The 16,681-nt window shown below is 68.1% G+C and carries 20 protein-coding genes; 19 read left to right on the top strand and 1 reads right to left on the bottom strand.

The genetic code is table 11. From position 1 onward, the window contains the following. The first annotated feature begins 7 nt into the window (after nucleotides 1-7). From L8M95_RS05235 to tuf, 9 genes are all read left to right on the top strand, one after another. The gene (locus tag L8M95_RS05235) at nucleotides 8-2,065 is read left to right on the top strand and encodes a biotin carboxylase N-terminal domain-containing protein (RefSeq protein WP_260488456.1); all 2,058 of its coding nucleotides are present in this window, start codon (nucleotides 8-10) and stop codon (nucleotides 2,063-2,065) included. A 5-nt stretch (nucleotides 2,066-2,070) separates the two neighbouring features. Then, complete coding sequence (locus L8M95_RS05230; protein WP_260488455.1) at nucleotides 2,071-3,252, top strand: acyl-CoA dehydrogenase family protein; 1,182 nt, start codon at nucleotides 2,071-2,073, stop codon at nucleotides 3,250-3,252. 10 nt (nucleotides 3,253-3,262) lie between these two features. Next, entirely contained in the window at nucleotides 3,263-4,051 is a 789-nt protein-coding gene (locus tag L8M95_RS05225) for an enoyl-CoA hydratase family protein (RefSeq protein ID WP_396119486.1), read from the top strand. Nucleotides 4,052-4,116: 65 nt separating this feature from the next. Then, nucleotides 4,117-5,250, top strand: a complete 1,134-nt coding sequence (locus L8M95_RS05220; RefSeq protein WP_260488453.1) for an NDMA-dependent alcohol dehydrogenase — start codon at nucleotides 4,117-4,119, stop codon at nucleotides 5,248-5,250. A gap of 11 nt (nucleotides 5,251-5,261) precedes the next feature. After that, on the top strand, nucleotides 5,262-5,912 hold the full coding sequence (locus L8M95_RS05215) for a TetR/AcrR family transcriptional regulator (RefSeq protein WP_260488452.1): 651 nt from the start codon (nucleotides 5,262-5,264) through the stop codon (nucleotides 5,910-5,912). A gap of 200 nt (nucleotides 5,913-6,112) precedes the next feature. Then, nucleotides 6,113-6,484, top strand: coding sequence for a 30S ribosomal protein S12 (gene rpsL / locus L8M95_RS05210; RefSeq protein WP_010541164.1), 372 nt, complete (start codon nucleotides 6,113-6,115; stop codon nucleotides 6,482-6,484). Beyond that, the gene (rpsG, locus tag L8M95_RS05205) at nucleotides 6,484-6,954 is read left to right on the top strand and encodes a 30S ribosomal protein S7 (RefSeq protein WP_067716696.1); all 471 of its coding nucleotides are present in this window, start codon (nucleotides 6,484-6,486) and stop codon (nucleotides 6,952-6,954) included. Before rpsL ends, rpsG begins: the two co-directional genes overlap by 1 nt. A gap of 195 nt (nucleotides 6,955-7,149) precedes the next feature. After that, nucleotides 7,150-9,261 carry an elongation factor G gene (gene fusA, locus L8M95_RS05200; RefSeq protein ID WP_260488451.1) on the top strand — a complete coding sequence of 704 codons (2,112 nt, stop codon included), beginning with the start codon at nucleotides 7,150-7,152 and terminating at the stop codon, nucleotides 9,259-9,261. Between the two features lie 175 nt (nucleotides 9,262-9,436). After that, nucleotides 9,437-10,627: an elongation factor Tu gene (gene tuf, locus L8M95_RS05195; protein ID WP_260488450.1), complete on the top strand. Its 1,191-nt coding sequence runs from the start codon at nucleotides 9,437-9,439 to the stop codon at nucleotides 10,625-10,627. Between the two features lie 123 nt (nucleotides 10,628-10,750). On the opposite strand, the gene L8M95_RS05190 is transcribed toward tuf, so the two are convergent. Beyond that, nucleotides 10,751-11,020, bottom strand: a complete 270-nt coding sequence (locus L8M95_RS05190) for a hypothetical protein (protein WP_260488449.1) — start codon at nucleotides 11,018-11,020, stop codon at nucleotides 10,751-10,753. Nucleotides 11,021-11,575: 555 nt separating this feature from the next. On the opposite strand from L8M95_RS05190, the gene rpsJ reads away from it, so the two are divergent. From rpsJ to rpmC, 10 genes are read left to right on the top strand one after another with little or no spacing between them, the layout of a single operon-like run. Further along, on the top strand, nucleotides 11,576-11,881 hold the full coding sequence (gene rpsJ / locus L8M95_RS05185; protein ID WP_003938093.1) for a 30S ribosomal protein S10: 306 nt from the start codon (nucleotides 11,576-11,578) through the stop codon (nucleotides 11,879-11,881). A gap of 52 nt (nucleotides 11,882-11,933) precedes the next feature. Further along, nucleotides 11,934-12,599 (top strand): 50S ribosomal protein L3, encoded by a 666-nt coding sequence (rplC, locus tag L8M95_RS05180; RefSeq protein WP_260488448.1) that lies wholly within the window; start codon nucleotides 11,934-11,936, stop codon nucleotides 12,597-12,599. Further along, nucleotides 12,596-13,285, top strand: coding sequence for a 50S ribosomal protein L4 (gene rplD / locus L8M95_RS05175; protein WP_260488447.1), 690 nt, complete (start codon nucleotides 12,596-12,598; stop codon nucleotides 13,283-13,285). The genes rplC and rplD overlap by 4 nt, the downstream gene beginning before the upstream one ends. Next, nucleotides 13,282-13,584 carry a 50S ribosomal protein L23 gene (rplW, locus tag L8M95_RS05170; protein WP_260488446.1) on the top strand — a complete coding sequence of 101 codons (303 nt, stop codon included), beginning with the start codon at nucleotides 13,282-13,284 and terminating at the stop codon, nucleotides 13,582-13,584. Before rplD ends, rplW begins: the two co-directional genes overlap by 4 nt. Nucleotides 13,585-13,615: 31 nt before the next feature. Further along, nucleotides 13,616-14,452: a 50S ribosomal protein L2 gene (gene rplB, locus L8M95_RS05165; RefSeq protein WP_067716676.1), complete on the top strand. Its 837-nt coding sequence runs from the start codon at nucleotides 13,616-13,618 to the stop codon at nucleotides 14,450-14,452. 14 nt (nucleotides 14,453-14,466) lie between these two features. Further along, nucleotides 14,467-14,748: a 30S ribosomal protein S19 gene (rpsS, locus tag L8M95_RS05160; RefSeq protein WP_007628126.1), complete on the top strand. Its 282-nt coding sequence runs from the start codon at nucleotides 14,467-14,469 to the stop codon at nucleotides 14,746-14,748. After that, nucleotides 14,745-15,182, top strand: coding sequence for a 50S ribosomal protein L22 (rplV, locus tag L8M95_RS05155; protein ID WP_260488445.1), 438 nt, complete (start codon nucleotides 14,745-14,747; stop codon nucleotides 15,180-15,182). The genes rpsS and rplV overlap by 4 nt, the downstream gene beginning before the upstream one ends. Further along, nucleotides 15,183-16,016: a 30S ribosomal protein S3 gene (gene rpsC / locus L8M95_RS05150; RefSeq protein ID WP_260488444.1), complete on the top strand. Its 834-nt coding sequence runs from the start codon at nucleotides 15,183-15,185 to the stop codon at nucleotides 16,014-16,016. It abuts the gene before it with no gap. Nucleotides 16,017-16,018: 2 nt separating this feature from the next. Further along, nucleotides 16,019-16,435, top strand: coding sequence for a 50S ribosomal protein L16 (gene rplP, locus L8M95_RS05145; protein ID WP_010541175.1), 417 nt, complete (start codon nucleotides 16,019-16,021; stop codon nucleotides 16,433-16,435). Continuing rightward, entirely contained in the window at nucleotides 16,435-16,665 is a 231-nt protein-coding gene (gene rpmC, locus L8M95_RS05140; RefSeq protein WP_017838199.1) for a 50S ribosomal protein L29, read from the top strand. Before rplP ends, rpmC begins: the two co-directional genes overlap by 1 nt. Nucleotides 16,666-16,681: the final 16 nt, after the last annotated feature.

Here is a 16,681-nt window from a genome sequence, read left to right as displayed (position 1 = left end):
CGAAACCATGAAGAATTCATCAACCCCGTCTCCAATCACTTCAGTCCTGGTGGCCAACCGCGGCGAGATCGCCCGACGCGTCCACCACACCGCCCGCGCACTCGGCATGACCACGGTCGCCGTGTTCTCGGACGCCGATGCCGAGGCACCCCACACCCGCGAGGCCGACGCGGCCGTCCGCCTCCCCGGCAACACCCCGGCCGAGACCTACCTACGTGGTGACCTGGTCATCGCCGCGGCCACGGCGGCCGGCGCCGACGCGATCCACCCCGGTTACGGGTTCCTGTCCGAGAACGCCGGGTTCGCCCGCGACGTGATCGACGCGGGCCTGACCTGGGTCGGCCCGCCGGTCGCCGCCATCGAGGCCATGGGCTCCAAGATCGAGGCCAAGAAGATGATGGGCGAGGCCGGCGTGCCGATGCTCACCGACCTCGAGCCCGCCGACGTCACCGAGGACATGCTCCCGGTGCTGGTCAAGGCGTCCGCCGGCGGCGGCGGTCGCGGCATGCGGATCGTCCGCACCCTCGACTCGCTGCACGACGAGATCGCGAACGCTCAGCGCGAGGCCAAGTCCGCCTTCGGCGACGACGCCGTGTTCTGCGAGCGCTTCCTCGAGCGGGGTCGCCACATCGAGGTCCAGATCATGGCCGACTCCCACGGCACCGTCTGGGCTGTGGGGGAGCGCGAGTGCTCCATCCAGCGCCGCCACCAGAAGGTCATCGAGGAGGCACCCAGCCCCCTCGTCGAGCGGACCCCGGGGATGCGCGAGGCGCTCTACAAGGCGGCCCGAGACGCCGCGTCCGCGATCGGGTACACCGGCGCCGGCACGGTCGAGTTCCTGGCCACCGACGACGGCGAGTTCTTCTTCCTCGAGATGAACACCCGCCTCCAGGTGGAGCACCCGGTCACCGAGGCCACCACCGGCCTCGACCTGGTCGCCCTGCAGCTCGACGTGGCCGCCGGACTTCCCCTGCCGTCCGCCGAACCGCCGGCCGCCCACGGCTGGTCGCTGGAGGCCCGCCTCTACGCCGAGGACCCGGCCAACGACTACACCCCGGGGTCGGGCACACTCTGGGCGCTCGACGTCCCCGGGGTCTCCTCGACCTTCGAGGGACCCCACCGCCCGGGCATCCGGTTGGACAGCGGAGTCGAACCGGGTCCCGACGGTGCGCTCATCGGCGTGCACTACGACCCGATGCTCGCCAAGGTCATCTCCTACGGCCGAACCCGCGCGGAGGCGTGCGCCTCCCTCGCCGGTGCCCTGGCCCGGGCGCGGGTCCACGGACTGACCACCAACCGGGCCCAGCTCGTCCGCGTGCTGCGGCACCCGGAGTTCATCGCCGGGAACCTGTCCACCGCGTTCCTCGACGACCACGGTGCCGAGTCTCTCGCCGCGCCGCTCGCGGACGACGAGACCGTGCAGATCTCGGCGCTGGCCGCGGCAGTGGTCTCCGGCACCGCCGACCACCTCGCCGGACCGGTGGCACTGGCCCAGGCCGGGTTCCGCAACGTCGGACGCACCCTGCAGAAGCGGACGTTCCGTCACGGGGAGGACGAGCTCGAGGTGGCCTACATCCGCGAGCGCTCCGGTGCCCGCCCCGACGGCGACCTGGCCGACGTCGTCACCGTCGAGGAGGTGGCCCCCGACTCCGCCGTCTTCGAGGTCAGGGGAGTGCGCCGCGTCTTCACCGTGGCCCGCTACGAGACCCCGGGCGCGGACACCGTCGTCGAGGTCGACTCGCCGCTCGGCCCCGTCTCGCTCATCGAGCCGCCGCGCTACACCGACCCCGCCGCCGAGGTCGCCGCGGGATCGCTGCTCGCGCCCATGCCGGGTGCGGTCATCCGCGTCGCGGTCTCCGTCGGTGACACCGTCACCGCCGGACAGCCGCTGCTGTGGATGGAGGCCATGAAGATGGAACACACCATCTCGGCCGCCGTCGACGGCATCGTCACCGAGCTCCCCGTGGAGGTCGGCACACAGGTCGAGTCGGGGACGATCCTCGCCGTCGTCTCCGATTCCGACACCGACACCGACAGCACCGACACCACCAGCGTCCAGGAGTGACCACGATGACCGACATCTCACAGATCCCCAACCCCGTCATCGACACGGAGGAGCAGACGCAGCTCCGCCAGGTGGCCTTCGAGCTGGGCTCGCGCTACGGCATCGAGTACATGCGGGAGAAGTCCGACGCCGGGGAGACCACCGACGAGCTGTGGACCGAGGCCGGCAAGCTCGGCCTGCTCGGCGTGAACCTGCCCGAGGAGTACGGCGGCGGTGGAGCCGGGATGACCGAGCTCGCCATCGTGGAGGAGGAGCTCTCCGCCGCGGGCGCCGGACTGCTCATGATGGTCGTCTCGCCGGCCATCAACGGCACCATCATCTCGCGCTTCGGCACCGAGGAGCAGAAGAAGCGGTGGCTGCCGGGCATCGCCTCCGGTGAGACCATCACCTCCTTCGCGATCACCGAGCCCGACGCTGGATCCAACTCGCACGCCATCACCACCACGGCCCGCCGGGACGGCTCCGACTTCCTGCTCAGTGGGCAGAAGACGTACATCTCCGGTGTCGACCAGGCCGACGCGATCCTCGTCGTCGCCCGCCTCGAGGGAGCCACCAGCGGCAAGCTCCAGCCGGCACTGTTCATGGTGCCGACCGATGCCCCGGGACTGGAGAAGACCCACATCCCCACCGAGGTGCGGACCCCCGAGCGGCAGTTCCAGCTGTACTTCGACGACGTCCGGCTCCCCTCCGAGGCGCTCATCGGCGACGGTGACACGGCGCTGCTCATGCTCTTCGCCGGCCTCAACCCGGAGCGCATCATGGCCTCGGGCATGGCCGTGGGCACCGCCCGCTTCGCCATGGACCGGGCCACCAAGTACGCCAACGAGCGCACCGTGTGGAAGACCCCCATCGGCGCGCACCAGGGCGTGTCGCACCCGCTGGCGCAGTGCAAGATCGAACTCGAGCTGGCGCGCCTGATGATGCGCAAGGCCGCGGCCCTGGTGGACGCCGGCCGAGACGACCTCGCCGGCGAGGCCGCCAACATGGCGAAGTACGCCTCCGGTGAGGTCTCGGCCCGCACCGTGGACCAGGCTATCCAGACCCTCGGTGGCAACGGGCTGTCGGTCGAGTACGGACTGGCCGGCATGCTCGCCGCGTCGCGTCTGCCCCGCATCGCCCCGGTCAGCCGGGAGATGATCCTCAACTACGTGGCCCAGCACTCGCTCGGGCTGCCGAAGAGCTACTGAGGTGGCTGACGTGACCGACCAGACCCTGGTGCACTACGAGGTCCGCGGAGGTGCCGCGCGCCTCACCCTGGACTCGCAGCACAACCGCAACGCCATCTCGACCGCCCTGGTCGAGCAGCTCCACCGGGCCCTCGACCGGGCCGCCGGGGACGACGCCGCCCGCGTCGTCGTCCTCGGACACGCCGGGGGCACGTTCTGTGCCGGGGCCGACCTGTCCGAGGCGAGCGCCGGCTCCGCCAGTCCCGAGGAGCAGGCCGCCGAGCGCACCCGCATCTTCCTGGGACTGCTCCGCGCCATCATCGCGCACCCCAAGCCGGTGATCGCGGCCGTCGACGGCCACGTGCGCGCGGGTGGGATGGGGCTGGTCTCGGCGTGCGACTTCGCGATCGCCGGACCGGCATCGTCCTTCGCGCTGACCGAGGTCCGCCTCGGTCTCGCGGCGGCGATGATCTCGGTTCCGCTGGCGGCACGGGTGAACGCTCGGGACCTCGCCCGGGCTCTGCTGACGGGGGAGAAGTTCGACTCCACGCACGCGCAGCGGATCGGACTGCTCTCCGAGGCGGTCGACGACGTCGAGGCCGCCGTCGACGAGCTGGTCGCCGCGTTCCGCCCCTGCTCACCGCAGGGACTCAGGGAGAACAAGGCGCTGCTGGCAGGGCCGTTGTTGTCCGAGTTGGACGACCGCGGGGAGGACCTGGCGGGCGTCACCGCCCGACTGTTCACCACCCCCGAGGTCGCCGAGGGGATGACCGCGTTCCTGGAACGCAGACAGCCCTCCTGGGCGACCGTCCCGGAGTAGCGTGTGATGTGGCACTGGTCACGTGACCAGTGCCACATCACCCCTTTCGCACGAGGAGTACACGCATGCGCACCAAGGCCGCCATCATCAGGGAGCCCAAGCAGGACGGCTGGGAGGTCGTCGAGGTCGATCTGGGCGATCCCCGGGTCGGTGAGGTCCAGGTCAAGCTGGCCGCGTCCGGCCTCTGCCACTCGGACGAGCACCTGCTCACGGGCGACCTGCAGTTCGAGACCTACCCCATCATCGGCGGGCACGAGGGTGCCGGCGTCGTCACCAAGGTCGGCGAGGGCGTCACCGGGATCGAGGAGGGTGACCACGTCGTCCTGGCCTTCATCCCCGCCTGCGGTACCTGCCCGCCCTGCGCGGAAGGGCTCCAGAACCTGTGTGACAACGGCGCCGGCCTGCTCACCGGCCGGGCGATCAGCGACGACACCTACCGTGTCCACACCGCGGAGGGGGAGCCGGTCGCCTCGATGTGCGTCCTCGGGACGTTCTCGCCGTACGTGACCGTCCACCAGTCCTCGGTCGTCAAGATCGAGAAGGACATCCCGCTCGACAAGGCCGCACTGCTGGGCTGTGGCGTCGCCACGGGCTGGGGATCGGCCACCGAGATCGGTGGGGCCAAGGAGGGCGACATCGTCGTCGTCGTGGGCGTCGGCGGCATCGGAATCAACTCGGTCCAGGGTGCGGCAGCCGCGGGGGCGCGGGCGATCGTCGCCGTCGACCCCGTCGAGTTCAAGCGCGAGAAGGCCATGGAGTTCGGGGCGACCCACACGTGTAGCTCCATGGACGAGGCGATGGCACTGGTCGGCGAGATCAGCTGGGGACGGATGGCCGATCTGGTCATCCTCACCATGGGCACCGTCAACGGCAACGACCTTCTTCCCGGCCTCACCCTGACCGGCAAGGGCCGACGCTGCGTGGTCGTGGGCCTCGGCGACATGATGGCCGTCGACGCCCAGATCTCGATCCTCGACCTGGCGATGCAGCAGAAGACCCTCCAGGGGGCCATCTTCGGAGGCACCGGCCCGCGCAAGCAGATCCCGCACCTGCTGCACCAGTACCGCGCCGGGAACCTCAAGCTCGACGAGCTCGTCACCAAGACGTACCGCCTGGAGGAGATCAACCAGGGGTACCAGGACATGCGCGACGGCAACAACATCCGCGGAGTGATCATCTACGACGAGCAGGACTGGTAACAGGAGGACACATGACGGCATCCGAGCAGCGCGCCCCCAAGCAGGACAGAAGCCGTATCACACGGGAACGCCTGCTCGGTGCCTCGATCGACCTCCTCGCCACGCAGGGCTGGGCGGCGACCACCGTGGGTGCGGTGGCCGCCGCCGCCGGCGTCTCGCGGGGCGCCGCCCAACACCACTTCCCGACGCGCGAGGACCTCATCACCGCCGCGCTGGGGCACATGATCGAGCAGCGACTCGAGGACGTCCGCAGCGTCGGCCTCGATCTGCCGGACCCCGGGCCCGAGCGGACGGTCGCCGTGGTCCGGCTCATCGTCGAGCACTACACGTCGGATCTGTTCAAGGCCGCGCTCCACGTCTGGACCGCCGCGGCCTCCGACCCTGCGCTCCGTGACCGCGTGCTCCCGCTGGAGACCCACATGTCCCGGGAGGTCCTCGTTATCGCGGCCGCCGCGCTCGGGCGCGACCCCCGTGACATGCCGGTCCGTCGTGCCCTCCAGACCACTCTGGACCTCGCCCGGGGTCTGGGGCTCGCGGACGTGTTGTCCGACGACTCCGCACGGCGCGACAAGATCGTGAGATTCTGGGCCCACACGCTCGATTCGGTCCTCGATGGGCCCGTCGAGACGTCCGCGGAAAACTCCGCGAACGGTCCATTTTGACCGCTGCAACCCTCGGCGGTTAGGCTTGACCATCGTGCTCGCAGTATGCGAGCTGGAGGATCGTGCCCGGTAGGCCAGCGAGAGCGGCTGATGTGGTCGGCTGTGCGCGGCGACAGGCGCGCGAGAGTCCGGATACGAGCAACGTCCCAGTGACCGGTGGTCGCCCCCAGTGGAGGCCGCCAGCTAGAGAAAGTCGGTTCATGCCAACCATCAACCAGCTGGTCCGCAAGGGCCGCCAGGACAAGAAGTCGGCGACGTCGACGGCTGCCCTCAAGGGCTCGCCGCAGCGTCGCGGGGTGTGCACCCGCGTGTACACCACGACCCCCAAGAAGCCGAACTCCGCACTCCGTAAGGTCGCCCGTGTGCGCCTGACCACGGGTATCGAGGTCTCGGCCTACATCCCCGGCGAGGGTCACAACCTCCAGGAGCACTCCATGGTGCTCGTGCGTGGCGGTCGTGTGAAGGACCTCCCGGGTGTGCGGTACAAGATCATCCGCGGCTCGCTCGACACCCAGGGTGTGAAGGACCGCAAGCAGGCCCGCTCCCGCTACGGCGCCAAGAAGGAGAAGTAATGCCTCGTAAGGGTCCCGCCCCGAAGCGCCAGCTGATCAACGATCCGGTCTACGGGTCGCCGCTGGTCACCCAGCTCGTGAACAAGATCCTCCTCGACGGCAAGAAGACGACCGCCGAGCGCATCGTCTACTCGGCGCTGGAGATCTGCCGCGAGAAGACCGGTACCGATCCGGTCATCACCCTCAAGAAGGCACTTGACAACGTCAAGCCGGCCCTCGAGGTCCGCTCCCGTCGTGTCGGCGGCGCCACCTACCAGGTGCCCGTCGAGGTCCGCCCCGGTCGTTCGACGACCCTGGCGATGCGCTGGCTGGTGACGTTCTCCCGGCAGCGTCGTGAGAACACGATGGTCGAGCGTCTGGCCAACGAGATCCTGGACGCCTCCAACGGTCTGGGTGCCGCGGTCAAGCGCCGCGAGGACACCCACAAGATGGCCGAGGCGAACCGGGCGTTCGCGCACTACCGCTGGTGACGCGTCGGGACCCGGGCCGGGGCGTGGGTATCCGCGTCCCCCCGGCCAGGGTCCCGAGGTCACCCACCGGGTGGCATCATTGAACAAGGCTGTTACCGCTCGCTCCGCGCGCAGGTACCGGCAGCATTACCGACCCGGTTCGGACGGTCGACAGCGACCGCACGGGCCACCGACGACTCACAATCGGGAGAATCCGTGGCACAGGACGTGCTGACCGACCTCAACAAGGTCCGCAACATCGGCATCATGGCGCACATCGACGCCGGTAAGACCACCGTCACCGAGCGCATCCTGTTCTACACGGGTGTCAACCGCAAGGCGGGCGAGACGCACGACGGTGCGTCGACCACCGACTGGATGGAGCAGGAGAAGGAGCGCGGCATCACGATCACGTCCGCCGCGGTCACCTGTTTCTGGTCCAACAACCAGATCAACATCATCGACACCCCGGGCCACGTCGACTTCACGGTCGAGGTGGAGCGGTCGCTGCGCGTGCTCGACGGCGCCGTCGCGGTCTTCGACGGCAAGGAGGGCGTCGAGCCCCAGTCCGAGCAGGTCTGGCGGCAGGCCGAGAAGTACGACGTACCCCGCATCTGCTTCGTCAACAAGATGGACAAGATGGGCGCGGACTTCTTCTACACGGTCCAGACCATCGTCGACCGTCTCGGCGCCAAGCCGCTGGTCCTGCAGCTGCCGATCGGTGCCGAGGACGACTTCGACGGCGTCGTCGACCTCGTGGAGATGAAGGCTCTCGTCTGGCCCGGCAAGACCGAGATCGGCACCGAGGCGCAGATCCAGGAGATCCCGGCCGACCTGCAGGAGAAGGCCGAGGAGTACCGCGAGAGGCTTCTCGAGACGGTCGCCGAGAGCGATGAGGCGCTCATGGAAAAGTACTTCGGCGGCGAGGAGCTGACGAAGGAAGAGATCCAGGGCGCGATCCGGAAGATGACCGTCAACGCCGAGATCTACCCGGTGCTGTGTGGTTCGGCGTACAAGAACAAGGGCATCCAGCCCCTGCTCGACGCCGTCATCGCCTACCTCCCCAACCCGCTGGACGTCGGCGAGGTCCACGGCCACAAGGTCGGGGACGAGGAGACGGAGATCCTCCGTAAGCCGTCCAAGGACGAGCCGTTCGCGGCGCTCGCGTTCAAGATCGCGGTGCACCCGTTCTTCGGCGAGCTGACCTTCGTGCGCGTCTACTCGGGCCGGATCGACCCAAGCACCCAGGTGCAGAACGCGACCAAGGGCAAGAAGGAGCGCGTCGGCAAGCTCTTCCAGATGCACGCCAACAAGGAGATGCCCGTGGATGAGGCCGTCGCCGGCCACATCTACGCGTTCATCGGGCTCAAGGACACCACCACGGGTGACACCCTGTGCGACCTGAACAACCAGGTCATCCTCGAGTCGATGACGTTCCCGGACCCGGTCATCGACGTCTCGATCGAGCCCAAGACCAAGGCCGACCAGGAGAAGCTCGGCACGGCCATCCAGAAGCTGGCCCGTGAGGATCCGACGTTCTCGGTGCGCCTGGACGAGGAGACCGGCCAGACCGTCATCGGCGGCATGGGCGAGCTCCACCTGGACGTGCTCGTGGACCGCATGAAGCGCGAGTTCAAGGTCGAGGCCAACGTCGGCAAGCCGCAGGTCGCGTACCGCGAGACCATCAAGGGCTCGATCGACAAGTTCGACTACACCCACAAGAAGCAGACCGGTGGTTCCGGTCAGTTCGCGAAGGTGCAGATCGCGCTCGCGCCGCTGGACCAGGAGGCCGTCGAGTCCGGCGAGACCTACGAGTTCAGCGACAAGGTCACCGGTGGCCGCGTTCCCAAGGAGTACATCCCCTCCGTGGACGCCGGCATCAAGGACGCCATGCAGTACGGCATCCTCGCCGGCTACCCGATGGTCAACGTCAAGGCGACGCTGGTCGACGGTGCGTACCACGAGGTCGACTCGTCCGAGATGGCGTTCAAGGTCGCGGGCTCCATGGCCTTCAAGGAGGCCGCCCGTAAGTGCCAGCCCGTGATCCTGGAGCCGCTGATGGCCGTGGAGGTCGTCACGCCCGAGGACTACATGGGTGACGTCATCGGCGACATCAACTCCCGCCGCGGCCAGATCCAGGCGATGGAGGAGCGCTCCGGCGCCCGCGTCGTGAAGGCCAATGTGCCTCTTTCCGAGATGTTCGGCTACGTCGGCGACCTCCGGTCGAAGACGCAGGGCCGGGCCAACTACTCGATGGTCTTCTCCCACTACGCCGAGGTTCCGGCGGGCGTGGCCAAGGAGATCATCGCCAAGGCGACCGGCGAGTAACCGGTGCTGGTCCCGCCCCGCCGTCAGGCGGGGTGGGGCCGATGCCGGCGGCGCACGGTCGAACCTCCGGGTGGCCGCCGGTTCGTGCTCAACACGGCACGATGAGTAAGATCAGATCCCACACAAAGCAGTGCCCACCTACCGGTGGGGACAGACCAGTCCAGGAGGACACCAAGTGGCGAAGGCGAAGTTCGAGCGGACCAAACCGCACGTAAACATCGGCACCATCGGTCACGTCGACCACGGCAAGACCACCACCACCGCGGCCATCACCAAGGTCCTGGCGGACACCTACCCCGACCTCAACGACGCCTTCGCGTTCGACGAGATCGACAAGGCGCCGGAGGAGAAGGCTCGTGGTATCACGATCAACATCTCCCACGTCGAGTACCAGACCGAGAAGCGCCACTACGCGCACGTCGACGCCCCCGGTCACGCCGACTACATCAAGAACATGATCACCGGTGCCGCCCAGATGGACGGCGCGATCCTCGTCGTGGCGGCCACCGACGGCCCCATGCCGCAGACGCGTGAGCACGTGCTGCTCGCCCGCCAGGTGGGTGTGCCCTACATCCTCGTCGCCCTGAACAAGTGCGACATGGTCGACGACGAGGAGATCCTCGAGCTCGTCGAGATGGAGGTCCGCGAGCTGCTGGCCTCGCAGGAGTTCGACGAGGACGCCCCGGTCGTCCACATCTCGGCGCTCAAGGCGCTCGAGGGTGACGAGAAGTGGGTCCAGGCGATCCGCGACCTCATGCAGGCCTGCGACGACTCCGTCCCGGACCCCGAGCGTGAGACCGACAAGCCGTTCCTCATGCCCGTCGAGGACGTCTTCACGATCACCGGTCGCGGCACCGTCGTCACGGGTCGTATCGAGCGTGGCCAGATCAACGTGAACGAGGATGTCGAGCTCATCGGCATCAAGGAGAAGGCCACCAAGACCACCATCACGGGCATCGAGATGTTCCGTAAGCTGCTCGACTACGGCGAGGCCGGCGACAACGTCGGTCTGCTCGTCCGTGGCCTCAAGCGCGAGGACGTCGAGCGTGGCCAGGTCGTCATCAAGCCGGGCGCCTACACCCCCCACACCACGTTCGAGGGTCAGGCGTACATCCTGTCCAAGGACGAGGGCGGCCGCCACACGCCGTTCTTCAACAACTACCGTCCGCAGTTCTACTTCCGCACCACGGACGTGACCGGCGTCGTGACCCTCCCCGAGGGCACCGAGATGGTCATGCCGGGCGACAACACCGAGATGAGCGTCGAGCTCATCCAGCCGGTCGCCATGGACGAGGGCCTGCGGTTCGCGATCCGCGAGGGCGGCCGCACCGTCGGCGCCGGTCAGGTCACCAAGATCATCAAGTGATCCACTGATCGACTGGTCCGGGTGTCGTCCCGGTCCGAGCCATGAAGGGCGCCCCACCGAGAGGTGGGGCGCCCTTCATGCGTATCGGGCCGGTTCATGGCCCGTGGGGGAGCGGTCGCCGGTCTACCTCCGGCGACCGAGGAAGCTCATCGCGACCGACAGCCCCACCGCGGCCACCCCAGCGAGCGCGGCGGCGACGGCGGCGACCTGTTCGGCGCTCGCCCCGTGCTCTCCCGGCCCGGCTCCGATCACCCCGTGTCGACGGTCCACCTCCTCGAGAGCGCGTAGGAGTTCCTCGGGGTCGCCGCCGGCATCCGGGTGGTGCCGGAGCACTGCCTGGCGTCTGTCCCGCTTGTAGGCGGCGGGGTCCCGCGGCTCACGTCTGCTGTTCACGATGTGTTCTCCTCCGGCGGTATGGGCGGTGATCCTCCCGACGCTACCCAAGCAGGCGGGTGGCGTGCCGGGGTCGGAGCCCGGGAACCGCGGTGGCGCGATCCGGGGGATTTTGCCCTTGAGGCCGATGTACTGCATACTGGTCGAGTTGCCCGGACAAGGCGGCGATCTCGTGTGGGCCTGATGGCCCCCGGGGATGGCCGGGTTGGTCGGGCGAGCACGACCGGGGCGGGTGAGCAATCACCCGCCGGAAAAGTGGGAGGGCGACACGCCCGACCGCGTGGACGCGTCGTGACACGTCAACAGCGGCAGCGGATCGGTCCGCCGTCATCCTCGCCTCGGGCGATCGATGCGGCACCCCGTCCTCTGGAGGTCTCGTAGTCGTGTCACGCCCGTGGGCGCGCGGCGGGGGCCTCCACGATGGAGCACCGATGCACGGGACCGGGTGATCGACGGTCAGACGGTGTCACATATGACAAGCGAACACACAGTGTCCCCGCATGACGAGGGCGCTCACGACAGCCGCCCTCACGGGCGGGAAGAGAAGAGGACGAAGTGGCGGGACAAAAGATCCGCATCCGGCTCAAGGCCTACGACCACGAAGCTATCGACGCCTCGGCCCGCAAGATCGTCGAGACGGTTACCCGGACGGGTGCTCGTGTCGTCGGTCCCGTGCCGCTGCCCACCGAGAAGAACGTGTACTGCGTCATCCGCTCGCCGCACAAGTACAAGGATTCGCGTGAGCACTTCGAGATGCGTACCCACAAGCGGTTGATCGACATCCTCGACCCCACGCCGAAGACCGTGGACGCGCTCATGCGCATCGACCTGCCTGCCAGCGTCGACGTCAACATCCAGTGACCTCCGACCGCGTAGCGGTCAGCAAGCAACGTGCAGCGGAGACAGTGAACAGATGACTAACACCGAGATCAAGGGAATCCTGGGCGCCAAGCTCGGCATGACCCAGGTCTTCGACGAGAACAACCGGGTGGTTCCGGTTACCGTCGTCAAGGCCGGGCCGTGCGTCGTGACCGGGATCCGTACCCAAGAGACCGACGGCTACAACGCCGTCCAGATCGCGTTCGGCGCGATCGACCCCCGCAAGGTCACCAAGCCTCTCGCGGGTCAGTTCGACAAGGCCGGGGTCACCCCCCGCCGTCACCTCGCCGAGATCCGACTCGACAACGCCGAGCAGGCCGCCGGGTTCGAGATCGGCCAGGAGATCGGCGCCGACGTGTTCGAGGACGGCGCATTCGTCGACGTCACGGGCACCTCGAAGGGCAAGGGCTTCGCCGGCACCATGAAGCGTCACGGCTTCTCCGGTCAGGGCGCCTCGCACGGTACCCAGGCCGTGCACCGCAAGCCGGGTTCCATCGGCGGGGCCTCGACCCCGGGCCGCGTCTTCCGCGGCAAGAAGATGTCCGGCCGCATGGGCAACGATCGCGTGACCACCATGAACCTCAAGGTCCACAAGGTGGACGCCGAGGCCGGCGTCCTCCTCATCAAGGGAGCCATCCCGGGTCGTAACGGCGGCCTCGTGATGGTCCGTTCCGCAGTGAAGGGCGGTGCGCGCGCATGACCACCACGGAGAACACCGTGAACCTCAAGCTGGATGTCCGTACCCCGGCGGGTAAGACCGACGGTTCGGTCGAGCTCCCCGCCGAGATCTTCGGTGTCGAGCCCAACCTGCCCCTGATGCACCAGGTCGTCGTGGCGCAGCTCGCCGCGGCACGTCAGGGCACCCACTCGACCAAGACCCGCGGCGAGGTCCGGGGCGGCGGTCGCAAGCCGTTCCGCCAGAAGGGCACCGGCCGCGCCCGTCAGGGCTCGACCCGCGCCCCCGCCTACACCGGCGGCGGCACGGTCCACGGTCCGAAGCCGCGCGACTACTCGCAGCGCACCCCCAAGAAGATGAAGGCCGCCGCGCTCCGCGGTGCCCTCTCCGACCGCGTCTCCGCTGACCGCCTCCACGTGGTCACCGAGTTCGTCGAGGGACAGAAGCCGTCCACGGCCGGTGTCCGCGACTTCCTGGGCAGCCTGTCGGACCGCAAGAAGATCCTGATCGTCGTGGGTCGTGAGGACGTCGCCGCCTGGCGTTCCGTGGCCAACCTCGATCACGTCCATCCGATCGCTCCGGATCAGCTCAACACCTACGACGTCCTGCACGCTGACGACGTCGTGTTCTCGGTCGAGGCTCTGGACGCGTTCGTCACGCAGGCGAGTCGTGCACTCGCCGGCAAGGCAGCGAAGGAGGCCGACAAGTGAGCACCGTCGCCGATCCCCGGGACGTGATTCTCGCCCCGGTCGTCTCCGAGAAGGCCTACGGCCTGCTCGAGCAGGGCGTGTACACGTTCCAGGTGGCCCCGGGCGCCAACAAGACGCAGATCAAGATCGCCATCCAGGAGATCTTCGGCGTCACCGTTGCGTCAGTGAACACCGCCAACCGTCAGGGCAAGCGCAAGCGCACCCGCACCGGGTTCGGACAGCGCAAGAGCACCAAGCGCGCCATCGTGACCCTCGCGGCTGACAGCAAGCCCATCGAGATCCCGGGTCTGACCGCCTGACGGCGGGAAGAGTTAAGGACGAGAGAACCTCATGGCTATCCGCAAGTACAAGCCCACGACCCCCGGTCGTCGGGGCTCGAGCGTCTCGGACTTCGCCGAGATCACCCGCTCGACGCCCGAGAAGTCGCTGCTGCGCCCGCTGAGCAAGACCGGCGGCCGCAACGGCCACGGCCGGATCACCAGCCGCCACAAGGGCGGTGGCCACAAGCGCCAGTACCGTGTCATCGACTTCCGTCGTAATGACAAGGACGGCGTGCTCGCCACCGTCGCGCACATCGAGTACGACCCGAACCGCACCGCCAACATCGCCCTCCTGCACTACGCGGACGGCGAGAAGCGGTACATCCTGGCCCCGCGCAACCTCAAGCAGGGCATGAAGGTCGAGTCGGGCGCAGGCGCCGACATCAAGACCGGCAACAACCTCCCGCTCCGGAACATCCCCGCCGGCACCGTGGTGCACGCCGTGGAGCTCCGGCCGGGTGGCGGCGCCAAGATGGCCCGCGCGGCCGGTGCCGGTATCCAGCTGCTCGGCAAGGAGGGCACCTACGCGTCCCTCCGCATGCCCTCGGGTGAGATCCGCCGGGTCGACGTGCGCTGCCGCGCCACGATCGGCGAGGTCGGTAACGCCGAGCAGGCCAACATCAACTGGGGTAAGGCCGGCCGCATGCGGTGGAAGGGCGTTCGCCCGACCGTCCGTGGTGTGGTCATGAACCCCGTCGACCACCCGCACGGTGGTGGCGAGGGTAAGACGTCCGGTGGACGTCACCCCGTCAGCCCGTGGGGCCAGCCCGAGGGCCGGACCCGCAAGCCCAATAAGGCGAGTGACAGCATGATCGTCCGTCGCCGTCGCACCGGTAAGAAGCGTTAAGGAGGGAAACTAGGATGCCTCGTAGTCTCAAGAAGGGTCCGTTCGTCGACGAACACCTCCTCGCGAAGGTGGACGTGCAGAACGACAAGGGCACTCATCAGGTCATCAAGACCTGGTCGCGTCGCTCGACGATCCTGCCCGATTTCATCGGCCACACGTTCGCCGTCCATGACGGCCGTAAGCATGTGCCCGTGTTCGTGTCCGACTCGATGGTGGGTCACAAGCTCGGCGAGTTCGCGCCGACGCGCACGTTCAAGGGGCACATCAAGGACGATCGGAAGAGTAAGCGTCGATGAGCACTGATACGAAGAAGACCGCCGACGGCACGGCGACGGCCGAGCAGCAGCTCTCCGCTCGTGCCACCGCCAAGTTCGTCCGCGTCACGCCCATGAAGGCGCGTCGTGTGATCGATCTGATCCGCGGCAAGGACGCCGCCGACGCGCTGAACACCCTGCGGTTCGCCCCGCAGGCTGCCAGCGAGCCGGTCGCCAAGGTCCTCGCGTCCGCGATGGCCAATGCCGAGAACAACCTCGACCTGGACCCCCGGACCCTCGTGGTCTCGGCCGCGTACGCCGATGAGGGCCCGACCCTCAAGCGTTTCCGTCCGCGTGCCCAGGGTCGTGCGTTCCGCGTGCGTAAGCGCACGAGCCACATCACCATCGAGGTGACCAGCGTGCCCGAGAAGGCCGGCTCCGGCCGGGCACGTCGCAACCAGGGAGGTGCCCGCTAAATGGGACAGAAGATCCAGCCGCACGGCTTCCGTCTCGGCATCACCTCGGACTGGACGTCCAAGTGGTTCGCCGACAAGCAGTACGCCGACTACGTCGCCGAGGACATCAAGATCCGCGAGCTGCTCTCCAAGGGCATGGAGCGGGCCGGCATCTCGGGAGTCGACATCTCCCGTACCCGTGACCGGGTCCACGTGGACATCCACACGGCCCGCCCGGGCATCGTGATCGGTCGTCGTGGCGCCGAGGCGGACCGCCTGCGCGGGGAGCTCGAGAAGCTCACCGCCAAGCAGGTCCACCTCAACATCCTCGAGATCAAGAACACCGAGGCCGACTCCCAGCTCGTCGCCCAGGGCATCGCCGAGCAGCTCTCGAATCGCGTGGCGTTCCGCCGTGCGATGCGCAAGGGCATCCAGTCGGCCATGCGCCAGCCCCAGGTCAAGGGCATCAAGGTGGTCTGCTCGGGCCGTCTCGGCGGCGCCGAGATGTCCCGTTCGGAGCGGTACCACGAGGGCCGGGTCCCCCTGCACACCCTGCGTGCCGAGATCGACTACGGCACCTACGAGGCCAAGACGACCTTCGGTCGTATCGGCGTCAAGGTGTGGATCTACAAGGGTGACGTGGTCGGCGGTCGTCGCGAGTCCGATCAGTACGCCCAGTCCAACAACCGTGGCGGTGCCGACCGCGGTCCCCGCCGCGAGCGTGGCGCAGGCCGCCCGCGTCGCTCCGGGGCCCAGGGCACCACTGCGACCAGCACCGAGACCGGCCGCGCCGGTTCCGGCTCGGCCGCCGAGGCTCCTGCCGAGGCACCGCAGAACCAGACCAGGGAGGCGTGACAGTGCTTATCCCCAAGCGCGTCAAGCACCGCAAGCAGCACCACCCCGGCCGTAAGGGCGGGGCAAAGGGTGGCACCAAGGTGACCTTCGGTGACTACGGCATCCAGGCCCTCGAGCCGGCCTACGTCACCAACCGTCAGATCGAGTCCGCTCGTATCGCCATCAACCGCCACATCAAGCGTGGCGGCAAGGTGTGGATCAACATCTACCCGGACCGCCCCCTGACCAAGAAGCCCGCCGAGGTTCGGATGGGTTCCGGTAAGGGTTCCGTCGAGTGGTGGGTGGCCAACGTCAAGCCGGGCCGCATCCTGTTCGAGATGTCGTACCCGAACGAGGAGACCGCTCGCGAGGCCCTGCGCCGCGCGCAGCACAAACTCCCGTGCAAGACCCGCATCGTGACCCGGGAGGAGCAGTTCTGATGGCTAGTGGAACCACCGCCCCCGAGCTGCGTGAGCTCGATGCGGACGCGCTGACCGCGCGCCTGCGCGAGGCCAAGGAGGAGCTGTTCAACCTGCGCTTCCAGATGGCCACCGGGCAGCTGACCAACAACCGTCGCCTGCGTGTCGTTCGCCACGACATCGCTCGCATCTACACCGTCATTCGCGAGCGCGAGCTCGGTCTGTCGGCGGCGCCGGGTGATGCCAAGTGAGTGACAAGGAAACAGT

The sequence above is a fragment of the Dietzia sp. B32 genome, assembly GCF_024732245.1.
In the GTDB taxonomy this organism is placed as follows: Bacteria; Actinomycetota; Actinomycetes; order Mycobacteriales; family Mycobacteriaceae; genus Dietzia.
This window is presented reverse-complemented; position numbering and strand designations above follow the sequence as displayed.